16 protein-coding genes are annotated in these 16505 nt (G+C 68.0%); 12 read left to right on the forward strand and 4 right to left on the reverse strand.

What is annotated here, in order from left to right; translation table 11 throughout:
• Nucleotides 1-84 precede the first annotated feature (84 nt).
• From ACWFRF_RS33630 to ACWFRF_RS33675, 10 genes are all read left to right on the forward strand, one after another.
• A complete protein-coding gene (locus ACWFRF_RS33630; protein ID WP_378996636.1) occupies nt 85-930 on the forward strand; it encodes an MlaE family ABC transporter permease in 846 nt (281 codons plus the stop codon).
• On the forward strand, nt 930-1796 hold the full coding sequence (locus tag ACWFRF_RS33635; RefSeq protein WP_328659724.1) for an MlaE family ABC transporter permease: 867 nt from the start codon (nt 930-932) through the stop codon (nt 1794-1796). Before ACWFRF_RS33630 ends, ACWFRF_RS33635 begins: the two co-directional genes overlap by 1 nt.
• 5 nt (nt 1797-1801) lie before the next feature.
• Nucleotides 1802-2836, forward strand: coding sequence for an MlaD family protein (locus ACWFRF_RS33640; protein ID WP_452454147.1), 1035 nt, complete (start codon nt 1802-1804; stop codon nt 2834-2836).
• Entirely contained in the window at nt 2833-3837 is a 1005-nt protein-coding gene (locus ACWFRF_RS33645) for an MlaD family protein (RefSeq protein ID WP_379312044.1), read from the forward strand. Before ACWFRF_RS33640 ends, ACWFRF_RS33645 begins: the two co-directional genes overlap by 4 nt.
• Nucleotides 3825-4844, forward strand: coding sequence for an MlaD family protein (locus tag ACWFRF_RS33650; protein WP_452454149.1), 1020 nt, complete (start codon nt 3825-3827; stop codon nt 4842-4844). The genes ACWFRF_RS33645 and ACWFRF_RS33650 overlap by 13 nt, the downstream gene beginning before the upstream one ends.
• The gene (locus ACWFRF_RS33655; protein WP_379312042.1) at nt 4844-5941 is read left to right on the forward strand and encodes an MlaD family protein; all 1098 of its coding nucleotides are present in this window, start codon (nt 4844-4846) and stop codon (nt 5939-5941) included. Before ACWFRF_RS33650 ends, ACWFRF_RS33655 begins: the two co-directional genes overlap by 1 nt.
• Nucleotides 5938-6990, forward strand: a complete 1053-nt coding sequence (locus ACWFRF_RS33660) for an MlaD family protein (RefSeq protein ID WP_452454151.1) — start codon at nt 5938-5940, stop codon at nt 6988-6990. The genes ACWFRF_RS33655 and ACWFRF_RS33660 overlap by 4 nt, the downstream gene beginning before the upstream one ends.
• The gene (locus ACWFRF_RS33665; RefSeq protein ID WP_452454154.1) at nt 6987-7940 is read left to right on the forward strand and encodes an MlaD family protein; all 954 of its coding nucleotides are present in this window, start codon (nt 6987-6989) and stop codon (nt 7938-7940) included. The genes ACWFRF_RS33660 and ACWFRF_RS33665 overlap by 4 nt, the downstream gene beginning before the upstream one ends.
• Nucleotides 7941-8072: 132 nt before the next feature.
• Nucleotides 8073-8720, forward strand: coding sequence for a hypothetical protein (locus ACWFRF_RS33670; protein ID WP_452454156.1), 648 nt, complete (start codon nt 8073-8075; stop codon nt 8718-8720).
• A gap of 53 nt (nt 8721-8773) precedes the next feature.
• Nucleotides 8774-10345 (forward strand): Na+/H+ antiporter, encoded by a 1572-nt coding sequence (locus ACWFRF_RS33675; RefSeq protein ID WP_378996619.1) that lies wholly within the window; start codon nt 8774-8776, stop codon nt 10343-10345.
• A 45-nt stretch (nt 10346-10390) separates the two neighbouring features.
• Here the strand turns inward: ACWFRF_RS33675 and ACWFRF_RS33680 are convergent, their stop codons facing one another.
• The 3 genes from ACWFRF_RS33680 to ACWFRF_RS33690 all read right to left on the reverse strand — a co-directional run bounded on the left by ACWFRF_RS33680 (nt 10391) and on the right by ACWFRF_RS33690 (nt 13469).
• Nucleotides 10391-11053 carry a VIT1/CCC1 transporter family protein gene (locus ACWFRF_RS33680; RefSeq protein ID WP_452454158.1) on the reverse strand — a complete coding sequence of 221 codons (663 nt, stop codon included), beginning with the start codon at nt 11051-11053 and terminating at the stop codon, nt 10391-10393.
• Nucleotides 11054-11218: 165 nt separating this feature from the next.
• Complete coding sequence (locus ACWFRF_RS33685) at nt 11219-12847, reverse strand: GMC oxidoreductase (RefSeq protein ID WP_452454160.1); 1629 nt, start codon at nt 12845-12847, stop codon at nt 11219-11221.
• A gap of 67 nt (nt 12848-12914) precedes the next feature.
• Nucleotides 12915-13469: a YdcF family protein gene (locus tag ACWFRF_RS33690; RefSeq protein WP_378638999.1), complete on the reverse strand. Its 555-nt coding sequence runs from the start codon at nt 13467-13469 to the stop codon at nt 12915-12917.
• 102 nt (nt 13470-13571) lie between these two features.
• On the opposite strand from ACWFRF_RS33690, the gene ACWFRF_RS33695 reads away from it, so the two are divergent.
• Nucleotides 13572-15071 carry a flavin-containing monooxygenase gene (locus ACWFRF_RS33695; RefSeq protein ID WP_452454162.1) on the forward strand — a complete coding sequence of 500 codons (1500 nt, stop codon included), beginning with the start codon at nt 13572-13574 and terminating at the stop codon, nt 15069-15071.
• Nucleotides 15072-15150: 79 nt separating this feature from the next.
• Nucleotides 15151-15555 carry a DUF7144 family membrane protein gene (locus ACWFRF_RS33700; protein WP_378996611.1) on the forward strand — a complete coding sequence of 135 codons (405 nt, stop codon included), beginning with the start codon at nt 15151-15153 and terminating at the stop codon, nt 15553-15555.
• A gap of 58 nt (nt 15556-15613) precedes the next feature.
• Here ACWFRF_RS33700 and ACWFRF_RS33705 read toward each other — a convergent pair whose 3' ends face one another.
• Nucleotides 15614-16102 (reverse strand): MarR family winged helix-turn-helix transcriptional regulator, encoded by a 489-nt coding sequence (locus ACWFRF_RS33705; protein WP_379314216.1) that lies wholly within the window; start codon nt 16100-16102, stop codon nt 15614-15616.
• Between the last annotated feature and the right edge of the window lie 403 nt (nt 16103-16505).

A 16505-nucleotide genomic window follows, 5' to 3' on the forward strand; every position in this document is an offset into this window, starting at 1 on the left:
AGTTGGCACCGACGCCGAAGCCAGAGAGTGCGGTATGAAAATCACCAAGCCCCGTGCTTCACGAGCGGCCCGGAGGCATCCCTGATGTCTACCGATCTGCACTCCGCGAAGCCGGATTCCGCTACCCAGATCGTCCGCAAGAACTTCACCGACACCGTCGTGTCGTCGCTGCGGACCTTCGGGCGTGCGGTAGATCTCGCACAGCAATCGGTCGGCGGCTCGTTCTCCGACATCGCCCGCAGGCAGTTCCAGTGGCGGGAGACCCTCGTGCAGGCCTGGCGCCTGATCACGGTCACCGCCATTCCCGCGATCCTGATGGCGATCCCGTTCGGCGTGATCGTCTCGGTCCAGGTCGGCAACCTGATCCACAGCCTCGGCGCCGACTCCATGCTCGGCGCCACCGGCGGCCTCGGCGTGATCAAGCAGGGCGCGCCCATCGCCACCGGCTTCCTGCTCGGTGGCGCGGGCGCGGCGGCGATCGCGGCCGACCTCGGCGCGCGCACCATCCGCGAGGAGATCGACGCGCTCAACACCATGGGCATCAACCCGGTGCACCGGCTCGTCATCCCGCGCCTGGCGGCCATGCTGCTCGTCGCCCCGATGCTCAATGTGCTGATCATCTTCGTCGGCGTGCTGGCCGGGTACGCGGTCGCCGTCGGCGGTCAGGGCGTGACCCCGGGTAGCTACTGGTCGACGTTCGGTTCGTTCGCGACCGCCGGTGACGTGTGGGTCTCGCTGCTCAAGGCGCTGATCTTCGGCTTCCTGGTCGTGATCATCTCCTGCCAGCGCGGACTGGAGGCCAAGGGCGGACCGCGCGGTGTGGCCGACGCGGTGAACGCGGCGGTGGTGCTCTCGGTGGTCTCGATCGCGATCGTGAACCTCCTCGCAAGCCAGATCAGTGCCATGTTCCTGCCGACGAAGTTGGCGTGATGGCTGCCTCGTCGTACATCCCCACCTCGCTGCACTGGCTGCGCAAGCCCGCTCGCATCGGCAAGCGGATCGTCACCGCCGGTGAATCGCTCGGCTTCGTCGCGGTGTTCGTCTGGCAGGTGCTGTCCTCGGTGCCACTGACGCTGCGCCGCTACCGGGACGAAACGCTGCGCGCGGTCACCGATATGACCTGGGGACGCGGGTCGATCATCGTCGGTGGCGGCACCGTTCCGATGATGATCGTGCTCGGCCTGGTGATGGGCGCCTCGGTGGGCGTCGAATCGTTCGCCTCACTCGACATGCTCGGCATGGGCCCGGTCACCGGCGTGATCTCGGCCTACGCGACCACCCGTGAGCTGGCCCCGATCGCGGCGGCCATCGGCTTCGCCGCCCAGGCGGGGTGCCGGATCACCGCCGAGATCGGCGCGATGCGCATCTCCGAGGAGATCGACGCGATCGAGGCGCTCGGTCTGCGTTCGGTGCCCTACGTCGTCACCACCCGGGTGATCGCCGGCGCCATCGCCATCGTGCCGACCTTCCTGATCGCGCTGATCCTGGCCTACGGCGCCTGCCGCGGACTGCTCACGATGGTCTACGGGCAGTCGGCCGGTGTGTACGACCACTACTTCTTCCAGTTCATCTCCGGCTTCGACATGATCGCCGCGGTGATCAAGGTGGCCGTGTTCGGCACGGTGGTGATCCTGGTGCACGCCTACTTCGGGTTCTTCGCCACCGGCGGCCCCGAGGGGGTCGGCATCGCCTCCGGTCGCGCGGTGCGCGCCAGCTCGGTGGCCATCATCGCCATCGACATGGTCCTCACGATCATGCTCTGGGGCTTCAACTCGGCGATCAGTTTTACGGGGTGAACTAGATGCCTAACTATGGAATGCCCGGCGTCGCGGCCGATCGGCGCACGTCGCGGCTGACCGGGGTGATCATCCTGTCGGTGATCGCGGCGATCGCACTGGCCTACGTCACCTACTCGAATCTGCGGACCGAAGATGGTCTGCGCATCGCGTTGCACACCGAACACCTCGGTGACGGCATCAGCGCGGGCAGCCAGGTTCGCGTCGACGGCGTGACGGTCGGCGAGGTCGCCGAGGTGACCCCCGGCGCGCGCGGCACCCAGCAGATCGCGCTGCTGCTCGACACCGAGCGACTGGTCGGCATCGACGACAGCCTCGCGATCGACTACGCCCCGACCAACCTGTTCGGCATCGCCGAGATCGAATTGCGCCGTGGCGCGGGCGGTTCGCCGCTGCGCGAGGGCGCGGTTCTCGACCTCACCGGCACGAACAACGACCGGGTCTACGACGCGACGATGAGCGCCATCCTGCGCAGCCTCTCGCAGGTCGGTATGACCGTGACCAGCCCCCAGATGGCCACCGTCGTCTCCCAGCTGGCCGCCGACTTCAAGGCCTTCACTCCGCTGGTCCAGGCGCTGATCACGGTCTCCAAGACCATCGCCGACAACCAGGACGTGATGCCCTCGGAGCTGTTCGGCAAGCTCGGCCCCGCCTTCGACGGCGGCGGTGAGTTCGCGGGCGCCACTATGAAGGTGATCGACCAGCTCAGCGACATCCGAGTGACCCAGGTCGACAAGGAGCGCTACGACATCGGCGTCGGGGTGATCGGCGGCGGCATCCTGCCCGCGCTGAGCACCACCCTGAGCACCGCGGGCGGGCACTTCGCCGAGACCACGGACATGCTCGCGCCGATGCTGCTCGCGCTGGCGCAGATGTCGCCGAACCCGCGCCGGACCGGTGCCGATCTCACCGCGCTGCTGCAGAACCTGCGCGGCGCGATGCCCGACGGCCCGAACGGCCCTGTCCTGAATCTCGACGTCGAGCTCAGCGGTGTCCCCAGCATCGCGGTGCCGCTGTTCGGAAAGGCCGGTGGGCGATGAAGATTCGCGGAACCGCACTGCGCCTCGGCGTTTTCAGCCTGGTGATGATCGCCATCCTCGGCATGGTGTTCACCCTGATCAAGCGCCCCGTCGACGGCGACACCAACGCCCATGACGCACTGTTCACCGACGCCAACGGCCTCAAGGTCGGCAACGACGTGCGGATGTTCGGCGTGCAGGTGGGCAAGATCGAGAAGATCAGCCTCGAAGGCGACAAGGCCAAGGTCGCGATCACGGTCAAGACCGACACTCCGATCTACGACAATTCCAAGCTGGCCATCCGCTACCAGAACCTCACCGGCCAGCGCTATATCGACCTGCAGCAGGCGCCGAACCCGGGCAAGACCATCGCGGCAGGGGCGCGGATCGGCGCCAACATGACCGTCCCGTCGTTCGACGTGACGAGTCTGTTCAGCGGCCTCAAGCCGGTGCTCGCCACGCTGTCGCCCGAAGCGATCAACCAGTTCACCGCGAGCATGCTCGCCGTGATCGAGGGCGACGGCACCGGCCTCGGACCTGCGCTCACCGCGATCGATCAGCTCGCGAGCTATGCCGATGACCGTCAGCAGGTGATCAGCACCCTGATCCACAACCTGTCGGAGCTGTCCGAGCGTCACGGCGGCAAGGTCGGGCACCTGGTGCCGCTGCTGGCCCGGCTCACCGACATCTTCGAGGCGATGCAGCGCAATATCGGCGGTGTCGCGCAGTTCGCGATGACCGCGCCCTCGGTGCTGGCGCCGGTGGACCGGTTGCTCGCCTCGCTGGGCCTGGTCGAGGGCGGCGGCGCCGATGTCGACGCGATGATCCGCGCGCTGTTCCCCGATCCACAGGAAGCCGTCGAGGTGTTCGGCAAGCTCCCCGGTCTGCTGGCCACGGTCGACGCCTCGCTCGCGCGCGGTTTCGCCGACTTCACGCCGCACTGCAGCAACGGCGCCGCCGAGGTGCCCGCGCCGCTGCAGGTGCTGATCGCCGGACAGAAGGTCACCGTATGCAACCGCTGAAGAAGCTCGCCGCGCTGTTCGGCGGCGATCGCCCGATCCCCGATGAAGCGGGCAAACTCGCACGGGAACTGCGGATGGGGATCATCGGCCTGAGCCTGGTCGTGCTGTTCATCATCGCCGCGGGCGTGGTGTACGTGGTGCCGCTGGGCAAGCACACCTACACCGCCGAGCTCAGCGAAGCGCAGTCGGTGCGCGAGGGCGACGACGTGCGCCTGGCCGGCATCTCGGTGGGCAGCGTCACCTCGCTGGAACTGAAGCCCGACAAAGTGCTCATGCAGTTCACCGTGAAAAACGATGTCTTCGTGGGTGATCAGACGTCCCTGGATGTTCGCATGCTCACCGTGGTCGGCGGTCACTACGTGGCGCTCTACCCCGCGGGTTCGAAGCCGCTGGGGGACAAGGCGATTCCCACTGATCGAATCCGCCTGCCCTACAGCCTGATCGAGACCTTCCAGGACGCGACCGCGCCGCTGGCCGCCGTCGACGGCGACACCGTGCGCAACAACCTGGCCGCCGCGAACTCCGCGATCGCGACCTCGCCGGAAGCGCTGCGCACCACGCTCGACACCGTCGGCAAGTACGTCGACATGCTCGACCGTCAGCGCAGTCAGGTGTCGAAGTCGATCGCGGTCGTCGACGAGTACATCACCATGTACGACGGCGCCAAGGCGGATCTGGGCAGGCTGATGGACAACGTCAACATGCTCGAAGACGTGCTGCTGAGCAAGCGGGCCGAAATGGCCGAAGCGGTTCGGTTGCTCACCTCGGTGGTGAATCGCCTCGCGGGACTGGCCCCGACCTGGGACTCCACCCTGAAGCCGCAGGTGCAGGCGCTGGCCGACGCGTTGCCGCGGCTCGGGGAACTCAGCAGTCAGCTCGAGCCCGTCATCGGCACAGTCGGTGCGCTGCAGACCAAGTTGTCGCAGCTGACGACCCCCGAGGCCGGTGTGGTCGTCGACCAGTCGAGCGCCCGCGTGTGCGTACCGCTGCCCGGGAAGGCGTGCTGATGCTGAAACGACTACTCGGATCCCAGGCGTTCATGTCGATCGCCGGCGTCGCGGTGCTCGTGGCGCTGGTCGCGGGCGGCTACTTCGTCGCCTTCGATCCGCTGAAGAAGACCGAATCCTATTGCGCGCTCATGCCCGACGCGATCGGCCTCTACCCGGGTAACCACGTCACCATGCGCGGCATGGATGTCGGCGAGGTGACCGCGGTGCGCAACGAGGGCGCCAAGGTCCGTGTCGAGTTCGAGGTCGACGCCGAATTCGATGTCAACTCCGACGCTTCCGCCACCACCGTCGCGTATTCGGTGGCGGCGGACCGCAATCTGGCGGTGCTCACCACCGGCAAGACCGCGCCGCCGCTCGCGGGCGGCTGCATCACCAAAACGCTGACACCCAAGAGCATCACCGAAACGCTCACGGCGCTGGCCAGCCTGTCCGACGAACTCTCCGGCGGTGCCGCGGGTGCGCCGAGTGCGCTGTCGGACGGCCTGTCCTCGCTCAACCGCGCCACCGAGGGCACCGGCCCGACGGTCAACGAACTCATCCACAAGCTCGGTTCGGCGATGAACAAGCCCGACGCCGACATCGGCCATCTCGCCAGTCTTTTCGACGCGTTCGCCTCGGTCTCGAACCGGGTCTCCGCGAACTGGGGCGACCTGCAGACGATGCTGGTCCGGCTGGCCCCGCTGCTCAACATGGCCTCCGACGACCTGCTCGGCCCGGCCACCTCGTTGTTCGACGGTCTCGGCGAGCTGTTGCCGATACTCAACGATGTCGCCGTCATTCTCGGTGATCCGTTGATCGGCGCGCTCGACGACGTGGTCCCGCTGGTGAAGTTGTTGCGTGCCAACGTCGGATCGCTCAGCGAGATCGTGGCGAAGATGCCCGCGCTCGCCTCCGCCTTCCGCAGCGCCACCGATCCCGCGGGCGGCACCGCGATCACCTACGCGCCGCCGAAGGTCGCCTTGCCCGTCGGTGACGCAGACCAGGTGTGCGGCGCGGTGAACGAGCTGATTCCGGGGCAGTGCCCCGACCCGGCGCAGGGACTGGCCGATGTGAATCTCGTGCAGGTTGTGCTGGGAATGGCAGGTGCTCGATGAACACCCGAAAGATGTTGCGCCGCAGTGTGGTCGCACTCGTCGTCGCGGCCGGACTCGCGGTGGGTGGCTGTGGTTTCGACCCCGCCGAAGTGCCCGTCCCCGGCTCGACCGTCAGCGGTTCGACCTACCGTGTGCAGATCGAGTTCAGCAGCGCGCTGAACCTGCCCGCGAAGTCGAAGGTGATCGCCAACGGCGCCGAGATCGGCATCGTCGACGGTGTGCGGGTGGTCCAGCCCGCCGACGCGCCCGCGGGCCGTGGCGGTTACGTCATCGTCGAGGCCGACATCCTCGACACCGTGCAGCTGCCGGCGAAGTCCATCGCCGAACTGCGCCAGGACACCATCCTCGGCGACATCCATCTCTCGCTCACCACTCCGAAGGACGGCTTCGGCGACCTGCTGCGCGACGGGGGCACCATCCCGATCGAGCGCACGAAACCGCCTGTGCAACTGGAAGACACGATGGCCACCATGGCTCTGTTCGTGCAGGGCGGTGCGATCGGTCAGCTGCAGGAGATGCTCGGCCGGATCAACTCGGTGATGCCACCCGATCCCAAGGAAACCGCGCGCATCTCGGCGGTGATGGGCGCCGACGCCGCCGACCTGGCAGCCCATCTCGACCAGGTCGACCTGCTGGTCAACGGGCTGAGCCGCAATGCGGCGATCCTGCACAACGACACCGAGGAAGCGCTGACCAGCATCCTCACGCCCGAGGCTGTCGCCTCGCTGACGGGCACCCAGGATTCGATCGCCAAGACGATGAAGATCTTCGACGCGCTCGGCCCGGTGGGTTCCTCGCTCACCTGGCTGGCCCCGATCGCGAGCTCCGGTGACGCCGCCGCGACCGCGTTCCTGCCGCTGGCCACCGGCGGTTCGGCCGACCTGCGCTCCTCGACGAACATGGCGCTGCTCACCGCGCTGTTGCGCGACAAGATCATTCCCTTCGTCGAGAACGGCCCGAAGGTGAACGTCACCGGCGTCCAGGTGTCCGAGGAAGACCAGGTGGCGCAGATCGTCACCGCGCTGCGGATGATCGGAATGGTGCGATGAAGATCGGTGCACTGGCCTCCCTCGGCGGCATCGCCGCCATCACCGTGCTCGGCGCGAGTTACCTGACCTTCGGGGTGGTGCGCGTCGACCCGTTCGCCGACTACACCGCGGCCTCGATCGAGATCGCGAATTCCGGTGGCCTCAGTGTCGGCTCGCCGATCCTGCTGACCGGTATCGAGATCGGTGAGGTCACCGGCGTCGACACCTCGGCGAGCGGTCGGGTGCAGGTCGGCTTCCGGTTCGGCGCCGACCACAAGGTGCCGATGAGCAGCGTCGTCACCATCGAGCACCTGTCCTCCCTCGGTGAGCCGTACGTGCAGTTCGTGCCGCGTGACGCGAACGGTCCCTATCTCACCGACGGGCAGCGACTGTCCGGGGAGAACGTGCGCACTCCGATGTCGATCCCCGAGGTCGCGCGGCTGGTCACCAAGACCGTCGAGCAGCTCGATCCCGCGGTCGTCGGCTCCCTGGTCGACACCCTCGGCACGGCGATGGTCGGCACCGAGAATGTCGTCCCCGAGCTGGCAAGGGCGGGCGACCTGCTCGCCGCGGCACTCATGAGCCGCGCACCGGCGATCGGCGAGTTGCAGAACAACTTCGAGTACGTTTCCGGCGACATCGGCTGGGCCGGACCGGCCACCTCGGCCGCCGCGCCCGCCTTCATCCGGTTGAGCCAGGTGATCGACCAGTTCGTCGAATCGGTCGGCCGGGCCACCGAGGGCGATCCGCAGATGCACCTGCGCGAGGGTGGTCTGGTGCCGTTGCTCGAGCAGCTCAGCGCCAAGCTGAACGAGCTCGGCCCCGAGCTCTCCGCCCTGCTGCCCGGACTGCGCCCGCTCACCGAATCGGTGACCGCGACCGCTCCGCAGCTCGATCTGAGCGAACTGATCGCGCAGGCTCTGCACAACACCGACGCCGACGCGGTGAAGGTGCGGGTCGCGATCAAGTAAACATCCGGCAACCATCGGATATAGGTATCTGTCCTGGCCAGTGGTTGTTCCGTCGACCGGAGCGATCTGCGAGCAACCGTACGGTAGCGTGACCGAACGAGGGGAGACTTGGTCCGCGGCAAAGGCGGTGCGATGGCAGAGAGCAGCGAGGGTCCACAAACACGGACCGGCAGCAGTACTCGGATGATCGCGATCGCGGCGGTACTCGCCGCGATACTCGCGCTGGTGGTCGCGCTCGGCCTGGTGATGCGCGCCGACCAGGGTGGTGACGAGGACCCTTCGGTGAATCCGATGGGATCCGACGCCAACGGTCTCCCGATCGCCGGGACCGATCAGGACCAGGAATTCGCGCCCCCGTGGCCGGCCAGGCGGGTCGGCGGGAACTGCTCGGCCGGTGGCATCGTCGCGCATTGGCGCGTCCACGACGACGGCAGTTGGCAGTGCACGGTGACCACTCCCGACGCCCTGCCCCCGGCAGCGGCCCCCGCGCCGCCGCCACCTCCGCCCCCGCCGCCCGGAACCGAACCCGCCCCCGGGCCCGTGCCGGTCGAGGCACCTCCGCCGCCTGCGTTCGAGCCGCCGCCTCCGCCGCCTGTCAACGAGCCGCCCGCCTACGAGCCGCCGCCTCCGCCCGAGCCGCCGCCCCCGGTCTTCGAACCCGAACCCGCCCCGGCACCGCCCCCGGCGCCGCCCCCGCCCCCGCCGCCGCCCCCTGTCCTGCAACTCCCGTTCCCCCTCCCACCGATCCTGCTCCCACCGGCGGCAGCCGTCCGGCCCTGACCGGCGGCGGGTCGATCCCCGTGTGCCGCCGATGTCGGTGAGACTGGTCAGCTATGGACCAGTTGGTGCTGACTCTGGTGATCCTGCTCGCGGCCGTGCTCGCCGAACCACTCGGCGCGCGCCTCGGTCTCGCGCCGTCGATCCTGATGACAGTGTTCGGCTGCCTGCTCGCGCTGATTCCGGCCGTGCCCAGCCTGCACATCCCGCCCGAGCTGATCCTGCCCCTGGTCCTGCCGCCGCTGCTCTACGCTGCCGCGCGCCGCACGTCATGGCGGCAGTTCGCGGAGAACTGGCAGATCATCGCGTTGCGCGCGGTGGGGCTCGTGATCGTCACCGCGATCGCGGTCACCGCGGTCTTCCACGCGTGGAATCCCGCCACCGCGGTCGCCGCCGGCCTGGTGCTCGGCGCCCTGGTCGCACCGCCCGACCCGGTCGCGGCCACGTCCATGGCGGGCAGCCTCGGCCTGCCACGCCGATTGATCGTGACCCTCGGCGGCGAAGGGCTGTTCAACGACGTCACCGCGATCGTCATCTACACGGTCGGAATCCAGGCAGTGGTCACCGGCCTGTTCTCGCCGTGGCACGCGCTCGGTGACTTCGCGATCGCCGCGGTGGTCGGCGTCGCCGTCGGCCTGCTGCTCGGCTGGCTCGGCAGCAAGCTCACCAAGTATCTGGACACGGCCACCGGTCAGGTCGCGGTGAGCCTGCTGCTGCCCTTCGCCGCCTATGGCATCGCCGAGCACTGGGAGGGCTCGGCGGTCCTCGCGGTGCTGGTCTGCGCGCTGTACCTCACCGATGCCGTGACCGAAATCGGCGACCGCGACTATCGCCTGGTCGCCGACTCGTTCTGGGACATCACCGAAATGCTCATCACCGGTTTCGCCTTCGCCCTGATCGGCCTGGAACTGCGGGTGGTCATCGACACCACCGGACACAACTGGCCGGGACTGGCCGGGGTCACCGCCGCGGTGATCGTGGTCGTCGTCGGATTACGCCTGGCTTGGCTGATGGCCACCTGGGCGATCAGCAGCAAACTACCCAACACCGACGAACCGTTCACCTGGCGCGAGGTGATCGTCACCTGGTGGGCGGGCATGCGCGGGGTCGCGACGGTGGCGCTGGCACTGGCCGTGCCGTTCACCCTCGACACCGGCGCCGACTTCCCCGCCCGCTCGGAAATCCTGTTCATCGCGTTCGCGGTCGTGCTGTTCACCCTGCTCGTACAAGGCCCGACCCTCCCACTGGTGGTCCGCCTCACCGGGGTGCACGCCGACACCCGCCAGGAACGCGCCGTCGAACAGGCGCTCTGGACCAGGGTCGTCAATGCCGAACTCACCGAACTCAAAGCGATCGCCGCCCGCGACAACCTTCCGGAGGACGTCTACGAGGACCTCAAGGCGCTCCTGCGCCGGCTGTCCGCCAAAGCCGATCCCGAGGCAGCCGATGCCGACGCGAAAGCCACGCTGGACAAGGAACGCAAACTCGCCTCCCAGATGCGTGCGGTCCGCGCTGCCGTCACCGAGGCGGGCCGTCGGGAAGCCCAAGCCGCTCGTCGCGAACCCGGCATGCCCCCGGATGTCGTCGACCGAGTCACCCGCCGGCTCGACCTCGGCCCGATGCATTGAGCGCGCACCGTTTCCGGCACGGTCGCGCGCCGACCTGCCCGGGGCTCAGCCGATTCCCAGCGAATCTGTGGCGGCACCGATTCCGTAGGTGATCGCCATGGCCAGCGCACCGCCGACCACCACTCGCAGCACCGCGCGTCCGAGATTGCTACCGCCGAGCCGCGCACTCACCGACCCGGTGATCGCGAGGGCGATCAGCACGGCGGCGAACGTCACCGGTACCCGCCATGCGGTGGGCGGCAACACGATCGCCAGCAACGGCAACAGCGCACCGCAGGTGAACGCGATCGCCGAGGAGATCGCGGCCGCCCACGGGTTGGTCAGCGAGCGCGGGTCGATGCCGAGTTCGGCCTCTGCGTGCGCGGTGAACGCGTCGTGGGCGGTGAGCTCGGCGGCCACGGTGCGCGCGGTGGCCGGGCTGAGGCCCTTCTTCTCGTAGATCCCGGCCAGCTCGGCCAGTTCGAAATCGGGTTCGTCGGCCAGTTCTCGGCGTTCCTTGGCGAGCAGCGCCTTCTCCGAATCCCGCTGTGTGCTCACCGACACGTATTCGCCGGCGGCCATCGAGATCGCGCCCGCCACCAGTCCCGCGATGCCCGCGGTGAGGATCGTCTGGGCGCTGTTCGTGGTCGCGGCGACACCGACGACCAACCCAGCTGTGGAAACGATGCCGTCGTTCGCGCCGAGCACTCCGGCACGCAACCAGTTCAACCGGGTCGCAAGACCTTCGGTATGCGGCTCATGCGGATGATCTGACCGGGGCGAACCCCCGGCCTTCCGCGGACGACTGTTCTCTGCGGGCGAGTCCGGCACCCGCTCAGCCTAGTGGGCACAACCAGTAGATCATCGGCTCGCCGCAGACAAGTCGGCCACCGCTCAGTTCCGTCGGGCAATCGGGGAATCAGCAGTGGCCGCCAAAGCCGCGCGCAGCGTGTCGGCCAGACGCACCGCGAGCGCGATCACGGTCAACGTCGGATTGACGTGCCCGTTCGTCGGAAAGACCGAACTGCCCGCGATGTAGAGGTTGTCCACCCCGTGCACCCGGCAGTGCTGGTCCACGACCCCGTGCCGGGGGTCGGCCGACATCCGGGTGGTGCCACTGGGGTGCGCGCAGTCGGTGAGCGGTAGGGGATCGGTGCTGTCGGGCAACGCCGTGGGAACTACTTGCGGTTCGGGCAACCCGAGCCGGGCGAACTCGCCCACGAGCAATGCTGTCGCCCGCCGTACCGTTCGATCCTCCTGATCGCTGATCCGCCAATCCACCTGCGGCAGCGGCATTCCCAGCGGGTCGGTGCGCGTCGAGAGTCGTACCCGGCTGTCGGAGTCCGGTGTCTGCTCCACTACCGCCCGCACCTCGACATGGACCAGCCGGTGTGGCAACCCGGCACCGTCGACCGATCTGCGCCGCGCACCACTGGCCACAAGTCCGGTGTCGGACAGCATGATTCGCAGGTCCTGCCACCGAACCCGGCCGCGCAACAACCGCTTCGCCGAGTCCCACGGATCGTCGTCGGCGGTGATCTCCTGCAACCACAGCGCGCAGTTCACCAGCGACTCGCGCCGCTGCACCGCGGGAGACAACGCCATTCCGTGCAGAAAGGTGTGCTTGCCCCGCGCGCTCTTCACCACGTACTTACCGAAACGATCGAGCGCTGCCCGGGCTTGCGCGGGGCGCAGCGTCGCGACCACGCCGCTGCGATGATCCATCAGGCATCGCCCCACCTGGTCGTACCGATTCCCGATCCCGCCCACGACGGTGCGCCGCGACGCCAGCAGCAGCCGTGGTGTCGCGATTCCACCCGCGGCCAGCACGAACACCCGCGCCTCGACAGTGCGTACACGGCCACCCGCTCCGGTCACCTCGACCGAATTCACATGCGCGCCGGTGGTATCGGTATCGATATGGGTGACCGTCGCGTTCACCAGTACCCGCGCGGTCGGCGCGACGATGTCACGCACCCGCGGTCCCCACCGTTTGCAGTCGAACCGGTTGGCCGGGTCGCGGCTGAACTGCCAGAAGCAGGGGCGCAGCGCGGCGGTGTCGAGTGCGTCGGCGGGTGCTTGCCGCCCGGCCAGCGGCCAGAATTCGTGCTCGGTGAAGCCGGTGCCGTGCCCGAGCCCGGCGTGCGCGGCGGCACGGTCGGCGAAGGGGCGCAGTGCGCTCGCGTCGATCGGCCAGCCGGAGCGGGTGACCCAGGGCCGAGTGGCGAAGTCGAGGTCGTCGAGCACGCCACAGCGCCCTGCCCAGGTGTGTGAGCTGCCGCCGAGCACCCGGTTTCCCGCGATCCGGTGCGGTTGCGCGCGGGGTGCGCCGATGTTCTCGATCGCGGCGAATGCTCTGTCGTCCGCGGTGATCTCGTGTCCGCCGCTCTCCAGCACCAGGACCCGCAGTCCGGCGGCGGCGAGTTCGGTGGCCACCGTCAGGCCCGCAGGGCCCGACCCGATGACGCAGATCTGGGTGCGCAACGCGTCGTCACCGACGGTGCGCAGATCCTCGACAAGCATCGGCGGTCCTCTCACCGGCGGTGCCCCCGCACCGCTGTTCTCACTGTAAGAGCAGCGCCATCGTGTGTCAGTCGGTCTCGCAATGCTGATTGACAAAAGCCCTGATGTACCCGGCGGATTGGCGCACATACATATACGACCAGAACCCCAGCCCCGATTCCGACGGGCTGGCGACCATGGTGATCTCGCCGTCGTAGCACTTCTCCACGATGTACCTGGCGCGCGACACATGCGGCGTGAAGGTGACCACGATGATGTGGTTCCACCCGTAGATCTTTGCGCGCCGGACGATTTCGCGCGCCTCACCATCGGTGGTCCACGGGTCGGGCACGAAACACGAGACACGGAAGGCGAATCGGCCGCCGCAGTACTTGTCCATCATCGGGTCATCGGCGCCGGTGGACTGTGAGATCAGCACCTCGGGGGCGAGACCGCGCTCGGCGAGTTCGATGCCGAGGTCGAACCGCTCGTACGGGGTGCCGCCGAGCACCACGATCACATCGGCGGGCCGCAGCGGGTCGATCTGGGGATGCACGAAGACCGGCCAGCCGGCGAATGCGGCAGCCAGCACGGTGACCAGTGCGCCGACGAGCAACCATCCCGCACGCCGAAAGATCGACACGGCACCGACGATACCGAAATCTCCACGATGGCCGCCGGGCCCGCGATCGAGGCGGACCACACGCTCTTCTGCCGCGGTCCTCCACCAGGCACACTGGAGCCCATGACCGATACCGCCGTTGCCCCCGAACACCTCGACGTCGTCATCGTCGGCGCCGGGTTGTCCGGCATCGGGGCCGCTTACCGGCTGCAGACCGAGCACCCGCATCGCAGCTACGCCGTCCTGGAGGCGCGCGCCGACCTCGGCGGCACCTGGGACCTCTTCCGCTACCCGGGCATCCGCTCGGATTCGGACATGTTCACCCTCGGCTACCCGTTCAAGCCGTGGCGCGCGGCCCGCTCCATCGCCGACGGCGCCGCGATCCTGGACTACATCCGCGAGACCGCGCAAGAGAACGGCATCGACCGGCGCATTCGCTTCGGTGCGCGGGTGATCGGCGCGGATTGGTCATCGGCGCAGGCCCACTGGCGGCTCACCATCGCCCACGAGGGCCCCGACGGCCCCGAGCTGAGCACTCTGACCTGCGGTTTCCTCTATGCCTGCGCCGGCTACTACGACTACCAGCAGCCACACGCTCCCGAGTTCGCCGGCCGCGACACCTTCGTGGGCACCGTCGTGCACCCGCAGTTCTGGCCTGCCGACCTCGACACCCGCGACAAGCGGATCGTCGTCATCGGTAGCGGCGCCACCGCCGTCACCCTGGTGCCCAACCTCGCGGCCGACGCCGCCCACGTCACCATGTTGCAGCGCAGCCCCACCTGGATCAGCGCCGTCCCCGGCCGCGACAAGCAGGCCGACAAGCTGCGCGCGCTGCTCCCCGCCGGTCTGGCCCACCGGCTGATCCGGACCAAGAACATCCTGTTCAGCGTCGGTTTCTACCAGTTCTGCCGCCGTCGTCCCGCCGCCGCGCGCAAGCTGCTCACCGACCTCGCCACCCGCATCCTCAAGGACGACAAACTCGTCGCCGAACATTTCACACCCGATTACGACCCCTGGGACCAGCGCCTGTGCGCTGCCCCGGACGCCGACTTCTTCAAGGCGATGAAAAAGGGCAAGGCCTCGGTGGTCACCGACCGGATCGACGCCTTCGTGCCGGAGGGGATCCGGCTGGTGTCGGGGGAGACGCTGCCCGCCGACATCGTGGTCACCGCCACCGGCCTGCGCCTGTTGGCCTTCGGCGGCATCGCGCCCTCGGTCGACGGCACCCCCGTGCCCCTGGCCGACCAGTTCGTCTGGCAGGGCGCCATGCTCACCGGCCTGCCCAACTTCGCCATCTGCGTCGGCTACACCAACGCGTCCTGGACCCTGCGCGCCGACCTCACCTCCCGTTTGGTCTGCAAAGTCCTCACCCACCTCGACCGCACCGGCAACGCCGCGGTCGTCCCCGAACCCAAGGGCGCGCTCGCCGAACGCCCACTGCTCGACCTGAACGCCGGCTACGTCTTGCGCTCGATCGCGGCGTTCCCCCGTCAGGGCGACCGTCATCCGTGGCGGGTCAGGCAGAACTACCTGCTCGACGCGCTGATCACCCTGCGCACCGACCTCGGCAAAACCCTGCGACCGGTGCCGCGCCGGGTAGCGGAGTTCACCCGCAACGGGTGAGGCGCGGGGTCCGTCGGGTTTCTACCGTTGTCGTGTGCCGTGGTGGCACGTGGCATTGACCTGACGGAAAGGCCCAGCGATGACAGACACGAATCAGCACCGGGTGCGCGACGGAATCGCGGCAGGAACCTCCATCGGCGCTGGCATCCTGCTGGCGGTTGTCGGTGTCCTGCAGATTTTCCAGGGAATCTCCGCGGTCGCCAACGACGATCTCATCGTTGTCGGACCGGAGTACACCTTCCAGTTCGACCTCACCAGCTGGGGCTGGTGGCACATCGTTCTCGGCGCGATCGCGGTCATCGTCGCGATCGGACTGCTGGCCGGTCAGACGTGGGGCCGGGTATCGGCAATGGTGATCGCCGCCCTGTCGATCATCGCCAATTTCCTGTGGCTGCCCTACTACCCGTGGTGGTCGATCCTGATCATCGCCATCGACATCGTGGTGATCTGGGCGGTGGCCACCTGGCGACCGAACAACGCCTGAGCTGTCCTGATCCATCCGACCGACGCCGCCCCGGATCTTCGGGGCGGCGTTGGTCGTCTCAGTAGTCGAGTGCCGTTTGCCCCGACTCGGCGTCGCCGAGCGTGTGGATCAGATGCGATGAGAGCCGTTCGCCCAGGACCGCGAGCTCGGCTTTCTGCGGATCGTCGAGTCCGTCGAGCACCAGCTTGCGCACCGCGACCAGGTAGTCCGGTGTCGCCTCCACCACCTTGGCTTGCCCGCTTGCGGTGAGTACCGCGTCGATACCGCGCCCTGATTCCGTCGCTTCCCGCCGCGCCCAGCCCACCCGCTCCAGCTTCGACACCACGTGGGAGAGCCGCGAAATGGACCCGTGCCCCCGGGCCGCGAGCATGCTCAACCGCATCCGGCGTCGCGGCGCGTCGTGGAGCAGGGCCATGACCCGGTACTCGAAATGGGTCACGCCGAACTCTCGTTGTAGTCGTGAATCGAGTGCGCTCGGTACGCGCATCGAGAGGGTGACCACCGCGCTCCAGGCGCGACGCTCGACCGAGTCGAAATCCTCTATCACCTCGGCCTACCTTCCACCCGTGCGTTAGCTATAAAATTGCTGAACGAGGGCAAACTGTATATCGGAGGGCGGGTCCTGTCTATGCTTGTCGCGTCATGACACCAGGTAGAACGTGTGTTATAGATCATCCACGGCCTGGACAAATGATCAGTTGCCATCTGATCGCCGGGCATCCACCCTCGGCGAGTGCGATGTTCGCCGACGAGCGCGTGGCTTGAATCCGCAGCACCGCGGTGGGCGTGAGCTGGGGAAATGCTGAATCTTCCAGGCGATTTGACTTCGCGTTGGTCGGCACGTAACTTTATTCCAGTCAGAGCGACACGGACACCGACTCAGCCGCCCAGCGGCCGGGACACGAGGTAGGACGTTGAGCGCCTGACTGATCATGTGTTCAGGGTTACTT

This window comes from Nocardia sp. NPDC055165, assembly GCF_053606985.1.